The 7,271-nt window shown below is 44.2% G+C and carries 5 protein-coding genes and 2 pseudogenes; 2 read left to right on the top strand and 5 right to left on the bottom strand.

What is annotated here, in order from left to right:
- From ACHBGV_RS10075 to ACHBGV_RS10065, 3 genes and pseudogenes are all read right to left on the bottom strand, one after another.
- Nucleotides 1-281, bottom strand: a pseudogene (locus ACHBGV_RS10075) (hypothetical protein); the annotation flags it as partial.
- Nucleotides 282-350: 69 nt separating this feature from the next.
- On the bottom strand, nt 351-1,826 hold the full coding sequence (galT, locus tag ACHBGV_RS10070) for a UDP-glucose--hexose-1-phosphate uridylyltransferase (protein WP_394736261.1): 1,476 nt from the start codon (nt 1,824-1,826) through the stop codon (nt 351-353).
- A 25-nt stretch (nt 1,827-1,851) separates the two neighbouring features.
- The gene (locus ACHBGV_RS10065) at nt 1,852-3,015 is read right to left on the bottom strand and encodes a galactokinase (protein ID WP_105160106.1); all 1,164 of its coding nucleotides are present in this window, start codon (nt 3,013-3,015) and stop codon (nt 1,852-1,854) included.
- A gap of 140 nt (nt 3,016-3,155) precedes the next feature.
- Between ACHBGV_RS10065 and ACHBGV_RS10060 the strand changes: the two genes are divergently transcribed.
- Nucleotides 3,156-4,154, top strand: coding sequence for a LacI family DNA-binding transcriptional regulator (locus ACHBGV_RS10060; RefSeq protein ID WP_394736260.1), 999 nt, complete (start codon nt 3,156-3,158; stop codon nt 4,152-4,154).
- Here ACHBGV_RS10060 and ACHBGV_RS10055 read toward each other — a convergent pair.
- Nucleotides 4,154-4,839, bottom strand: a pseudogene (locus ACHBGV_RS10055) (transposase family protein); the annotation flags it as partial. The gene ACHBGV_RS10060 and the pseudogene ACHBGV_RS10055 overlap by 1 nt on opposite strands.
- Nucleotides 4,840-5,063: 224 nt before the next feature.
- The gene (locus ACHBGV_RS10050; RefSeq protein ID WP_172023251.1) at nt 5,064-6,266 is read right to left on the bottom strand and encodes an IS110 family transposase; all 1,203 of its coding nucleotides are present in this window, start codon (nt 6,264-6,266) and stop codon (nt 5,064-5,066) included.
- A gap of 493 nt (nt 6,267-6,759) precedes the next feature.
- Here ACHBGV_RS10050 and ACHBGV_RS10045 point away from each other — a divergent pair.
- The coding region (locus ACHBGV_RS10045; RefSeq protein WP_394736259.1) for a transposase family protein at nt 6,760-7,271 on the top strand (512 nt) is incomplete at its 3' end.

The following is a 7,271-nucleotide window of genomic DNA, read 5'->3' as shown; positions in this document are numbered from 1 at the left end:
TCTACTTTATCATAAAGAAAAAGTAGTGAGTACTTTCTCCCGTCGGAGATTTCCTCACTACTAATCTTAGTATGTTTATTTTTCAAAACAGCCATCAACTGGTCCCTACTGGTCAAATAGGCCACGCCCAGCAGAACCACGCCCGAAATCACCAAACGCAGGGTCGTAATCATCTCAACCGTCACCCCACGCGTCATCAAATATTGCCCACTGACTCCCGACAAACCCCAAGCAATACCTGCCACAAGCGTAATGAAAGTCCCAATTTTTGAATTTTTCATATCTACTCCTTTGATAACTTTTACTATTATAACAAAAAGAGCAGGCGTCTGCCTACCCTTCGAAAGTTATTATACAACCCCCACAAACTCGACAAATCTTCTAAAGGCAGCTTGGCCTTCTGGTGTGCGTTTGTAGACGCCGGCATCTTCAAGTACACGGGCAAAGATTTGTCCCACCGACGTGCGGACAATCTCTTGGACATTTTCAGCGGTAATTGAGCTGTGAGCGGTCTTCAAGCGGTCTGCCCAGTCTTGGTGATAGGCTGCCACTTGACTGTCCTGCCCCAGCAGGAATTTCTCCACCTCGGCCAACTCCGCCTTAAGGCGCGGTGGCAAGATGGCCAAGCCCATGACTTCAATCAAGCCGATATTTTCTTTCTTGATATGCTGAACATCTGGATGAGGATGGTAAATGCCGTCTGGAAATTCCTCCGAAGTCTGATTGTCGCGGAGGACCAAGTCCAGCTCATAACGACCGTCACGCTTGCGGGCAATCGGTGTAATGGTATGATGCGGTACTCCATTCGTCTCAGCCTTAATTCCAACCAAGTCATCTGAGTAGCTCCGCCATTTTTCCAAAATCTTAGTCGCCAAACCAAGCAGCTCCGTCCGTTCGCTGGAGGTCAAACGGATAACCGACATGGGCCACTTGACTAGTCCAGCCTGCACGCCCTCAAAACCTGCAAATGTCAGCTCCTGCTCAATAGGTGCCTCATCCATGGGGAAGGTGTGCCGACCGCCCTGATAGTGATTGTGGGTCAAGATAGAGCCACCCGAAATCGGTAAATCCGAATTGGAACCGACAAAATAACCCGGCAAAAGGTCAATCAAATCCAAGAGTTGCTCAAAGGTCTGTGGCGTAATGGCCATTGGCACATGCTCAGTATTGAGGAAAATGGCATGCTCATTAAAATAAGCATAGGGTGAATACTGAAAGCCCCAGTTCTCCTGCCCCAACTGAAGACGAATAATCCGGTGATTGGCACGAGCAGGATGATTGATCCGCCCCTGATAGCCCTCATTTTCCATACAGAGCAGGCATTTAGGATAATTACTTGCTTCTGCTAATTTGGCCGCCGCAATGGCTTTCGGATCCTTCTCTGGTTTGGACAAGTTGATGGTGATTTCCAGATTGCCATAATCTGTCGGTACTTGGTAATAGATATTTTTGGCAACAGCTGCTAGCTTGATATAATCATTGCGCTTGCTGAGGTCATAGAAATCCGCAATAGCCTGCTCCGGACTATTTTCATAGGTCGCCCAAAATTGACGGTTGACCTGACTAGGAGCCGGTGTCACCAAGTCCATCAGACTAGCCCCAACCATGTCCTGCTCCTCCAAGAGTTCCCCAACTTGACCTGTCTCAAGAGCCGATGCCAACAAGGCATCTTTGAGGGCAATCATATCCGTCAGCTCCGTCTCAATGTCCAAGACCTGCTCGCCAACCAAAGCCAAAACCCGATTGCGCAGATAGAGACGGTCCATCTCCTCAAAGTCACTATGAACAATCGCTTGCTCCACAAATGTATCTACCAGATTTGCCATCGTCTCTCCTTCATCATTTCACATCTTACAAAACGGTTGAACCGCCAGCAATTTCTGCCACATAAAAGCTAGGTGCATAGCCGACCACTTCTGTGTAGGTCTTGCCAACATTTTCCTTAAAGGCCTCTACCTTATCCTTGTGGACAATGGCAATGCCACAGCCACCAAATCCTGCTCCCGTCATCCTCGCCCCGAGAACGCCCTCTTGTTGCCAAGCGGTGTGGGCCAACGTATCCAATTCCAGACCGGTCACTTCATAATCATGCTCCAAGGACACATGTGAGGCATTGACCAGACGACCGAATTTTGCCAAATCACCAGCTTCAAGCGCTGCCCGAGCCTGCAAGGTCCGTTGATTTTCCAGAACGGCATGGCGCGCCCGTTTGAGACGGTTTTCGTCCTTAATCAAGTAAGCATATTCGTCAAAAGTCCATTCGTCCAACTCACCCAAGGTCTCGATAGAGAGGACAGAATTGAGCTCTTCCACCGCTTTTTCACATTCCGCACGGCGCTCATTGTACTTAGAATCTGCCAATTCACGGCGCTTATTGGTATTCATGATAACAATGACATGGTCGCCCAAATCCAGCGGCACCAAGTCATATTCCAACGTATTGGTATCTAGGTAAATCGCCTTATTGTCCGCACCCATACCGATAGCAAATTGGTCCATGATTCCTGAATTAACCCCGATGAACTGATTTTCCGTCAATTTTCCGATTTTAACCAAATCAAGGCGAGTCAAGTCTAACTTGTATAGCTCCTCCGCAATAATCCCAATCAGCAGTTCCAAAGAGGCTGATGAGGACAGGCCAGACCCATTTGGAATATTGCCATAGATATAGACGTCCATACCCGAGTCAATCGTATGTCCAGCCTCCTGCAAGAACTTAAGTACGCCCTTGGCGTAGTTGGTCCAGTTATGGGCCTTGTCATAGACTAAATTGCCCAAATCCACCTCAATAATACCCAATTCCTCAAAATTGGCAGAGTAAAAGCGCAGGACTTGGTCATCACGCTTGCGGGCTGCACCATAGGTCCCCAAAGTAATGGCAGCTGGGAAAACATGACCGCCGTTGTAGTCCGTGTGTTCACCAATCAGGTTAATTCGACCTGGCGAGAAGAATGCCGCGTCCGCTTCTTGACCAAATACATCCTGAAAGGCTTGTGTGATTTGTTCCTTGTTCATAAGAACCTCCTTGAATTGTAATCGATTTCTTTTATTTTATATCTAAAAAAAGACCTTGTCAAGAATTTACTAAAATTTTACTAATCTTTTACTAATCTTTTCTATTGTGCTATAATCAAAGAAAAAGAAAGGGGAAAGCCATGGTCACTATCAAAGAAATTGCAGTTAGAGCACAGCTCTCATCCGCCACTATTTCCAGAGTTCTCAATGGAGATAACAGCCTATCCGTCAGTCCAGAAACTCGCGAACGCATCCTAGACTTGGCTCAAGAAATGGGCTATACCAAACATTTGAAAAAGCAGGCGCCCCAACAAAAAGGCACCATCGGACTTGTCCAATGGTACACAGAAAGCGAGGAATTAGCCGACCTCTACTATTACTCTATCCGCGTCAGCATCGAGCGCGAGGCTAGCCGACTGGGCTATCAGCTCATCCTCTCCTTCAACGACCTGAGCAATCCGCTCCTGGCCGAGGTTGACGGCATCATCGCAGTGGGCAAATTTTCTTCTAGGCAAATAGCAGAGCTGACCAGCTTGTCTCCTCATCTGGTCTTTGTGGACAGTGATACTCTGACCGAAGGGTTCTCCTGTGTAACCACTGATTTTAACCACTCGGTTCAAACCGTCATCAATCATTTTTGCAGTCAAGGTATCGCTGACATCGGACTGCTAGTCGGGCAGGAAAAGACCTCCGACGGACAAGACCTGCCTGCCGACCCCCGCTTGCTCAGTTATCGTAACTATCTGTCCACCTTGGGCATCTACAGAGAAAATTACTGCTATATCGGGAAATTTTCCACCCAGTCAGGCTACGAACTGATGACCCGTGCAATCCAAGAATTGGGCGACGACCTGCCACCAGCCTTCTTCATGGCCAACGATACGCTGGCTGTCGGTGCTTTGCGAGCCCTACAAGAACGGCAAATTGAGGTTCCTGATCGTGTTCAAATCATCACCTTCAACGATACCGCCATCACTCGTCAAGTCTATCCGGCACTCTCCTCTATCAGCGTTTTCACGGAGGAAATGGGCCTTGAAGCTATGCAACTCTTGGACCGCATCATTTCAAATCCAACCACCCACCACCCACGAAAAATCAAACTCAGAACGACATTGACCATTAGAGAAAGTTCATATTAAAAAAGGCTCTTTGTCAACAGTTGTAGGTGGGCGAAAATGACTTTTACACGATTTCTAACCTGTCTAGGATAGAGCGTATAAAGTGATTTCGGATGGTTGCTTGAGTTCTTCCGTCTAGAATGGTAATGACATTTGTGAGTTGAAATCTTGTGCGATAAAGCTCATCTTCCCATTCTTGAAAGCAGCTCAAACAGTCTATCCCCAGACTGTCTGACTCCCAGCTCATCACCTCAGGTAAGGTATTCCAATCTGTTTCAAACTTGAACTCATTAAGCTTTCGACTAACTGATGATGTTGAGATAGATAGCCTGTGTGCGATATGTCTCATTGCTTGATTTTCGATGAGTAACTGGGCGATTTTCTGGTTAACAGCGACAGAGATTTGGTGGTTCTACTTGACAAGAGGAGTTTCAGCAACCGCTATTTTTCCGTAATCTTTACACTTGAAACGACGCTTTCGAAGACGGATAAGGAGTCAATAACCAGCAGTTTCTAGATAGGGGATTTTAGAGGTTTTCTGGTAATCGTACTTAGCCATTTGTCCCTTGCATTCTGGACATTTAGGAGCCATGTAATCTAATTAACCGTGGAGTTCTAAGTGAGCTCCCATATCATACTCATCAGTGATAAGGGTATTTTGGTCTTTCATTCTGAGAAAATTTGTGATAAAATTTAGCTGTTCCATATAAGTCTTTCTAATGTGAGTTTGGTTGCTTTTCATTATAGGTCATATGGGACTTTTTTTCTACCATTTGTCAAGTTCATCGAGGTATTTGATGAAAAATATTTTGAGTTCAATAGTCAATGTTTTCTTTTGGACTAAAGTTTCGTGTAAAAAGAGTAGACGAAATTAACACCTTACGTTGAAAATTTTTGATAAGGTGTTACAATAATATTGCATAAACAATCTTACAGATTTTGGGTTAAAGTGTAATCGTAAAGTTTGTTATGCGTTATGAGGTAATACATTGTCCGAATGAGACGATGTATGGAGGCAATCGTGTGTGGCTTCGTAGAAGTCGTTTGCGATTGTCTTTTTCGTTTCTCATAAAAGTCTGCGATATGGCAATGATTGGTGTGACTGGCTGAAGCGATATTGTGGATACACTTGAACAGAATCTTTCTAGCGTAGGGATTGCCACGCTTCGTAATGTGTTCCTTAGCGAGGAAGTTACCAGATTCATAGTGTCTCAGGTCAATACTGATAAAGGCATTGATTTGATTGGCAGACTGAAAACGGCGAATATCTCCCAGTTCACCAATAATACTTGTTGCAGTAGTCTCAGCTATTCCAGGAATAGAGAGCAGAATGTCATATTCAGGTAATGGGTGAGCTAGTTCTACCATTTGGTCTAGGACAGTTTGTCTCTGTTCAGAAAGTCTAAGCAATTCTTTTGCATAGTAACGAACCTCTTCCAGCATTGGAGAGGTTTTCTTGACGGCACAGTAAGATTGATTAGCTAGTGCTGTAAGCTTTTCGGCTAAGTACGCCACACGCTTGTCTGAAATCCGTTTTGAGGTGGACTGACGAATGCTCTTTGAGAGTTCATTCTTGCTTAACTCAAGCACGAAGTCCTTGCAAGGAAAAGCTATGACCAGGTTCCAGTATTGTTCGCCAGTTTGTGTTGATATGATAGTTTCCAATTCAGGAAAAGTGACTTGTAAGACCTTGTGCAGACGGTTTTTAGCTCGAACAATGTCCTCGGTCAGATTCTGATAGAAACGGCTGAGATCCCGCAAGTTTTGGTAGACTTCTTCTTGGACATAAGTGGGTTTACGATTCAGCACAAATTGAGATTGAGCCAGTTTTTCGGCGTCAATTTGATCTGTTTTCCGCACACGCAAGCTATCCAGTTGCTTCTTGGCTTCCAAGGGATTGAGCCGTGTATAAGCGTAGCCATTATCTTCTAGAAAAGCTTGAAGACGACGAGAATAGACGCCTGTTGCTTCAAAGATGATTTCTGGCTTGTGGACGGTTTTCAAATCACCAAGTAGCCTAGAAAAGCCAATGGCATCATTGGGCATGGTATAGCCATGAACCTTCTCGCCGTTGACTAGAATAGCCACTTCTGAACTTACCTTACTCACGTCAATCCCAAATACTGCACGCATGATATTACCTCTTTGTCTTGAATGATTCCTTGTTTTAGTGATGTCATTTTCAATACTCGACGTCTAGCGTCCCACATACTTTGATAACATTCTTTCTAAAACAGGTGTCTTGCCAGTTTTTATTGCGACGTCTAGCGTCAAAAAGTCCCATGACTTAACAAGACACCTCTACTTTATCATAAAGAAAAAGTAGTGAGTACTCTCTCCCGTCGGAGATTTCCTCACTACTAATCTTAGTATGTTTTTCTACACTCAAAAAGGCTCCATAATTTCCATAATAGATTGTAACCGCCCAATAACAAGGTATCTATCCAATCACTCCTTCCTCCAGTATACTGTTATAAAAAACAAACTGGAGGATTTTTTATGGGCTCTATAATTTCTGTAGTGGGTAAATCCACTGTAGAGATTATGGAGCTTTTTTGAGTGTAGAAAAAAAGTCCCATATGACCTATAATGAAAAGCGTTCAAACAACTCATTAGAAAGACTCATATGGAACAACTTTATCATACCACAGAACTTATCGGAATCAAAGATAAAAACATTAAAATTCTATTCGTTTTGAAACATCAAACCCATCTAGAAATCAGGGCAAAGCTAGATTACGACAGTCCTTGCTGTCCTCATTGCCAAGAAAAATGTATCAAGTACGATTTTCAAATGCCCTCAAAAATTCCAATTTTGGATTGTCAGGGTTTTCCAACCCTCCTACTGCTTAAGAAGCGGCGGTTTCAGTGTAAATCTTGCCAAAAAGTAACCGTTTCTGAGACACCTCTGGTCAAGAAAAACTGTCAGATTTCACAACCAATCTGGGAGAAAGTCACTCAACTACACACAGAAAACATGACCAACTCAGCTATCGCTAGGAGACTACACATCTCCGTTTCAGTCGTACAGAGAAAATTGGCTCAGTTTCAATTTCCTCAAGATTTTACGACATTACCAAAAGTCTTAAGTTGGGATGAATTTAGTCGAAACAAAGGAAAACTTGCCTTTATTGCCCA

The organism is Streptococcus sp. A34 (genome assembly GCF_043674115.1).
Taxonomy (GTDB): domain Bacteria; phylum Bacillota; class Bacilli; order Lactobacillales; family Streptococcaceae; genus Streptococcus; species Streptococcus suis_V.
The sequence above is the reverse complement of the archived record's forward strand: the minus strand, read 5'-3'. Positions and strand labels throughout refer to the sequence as shown.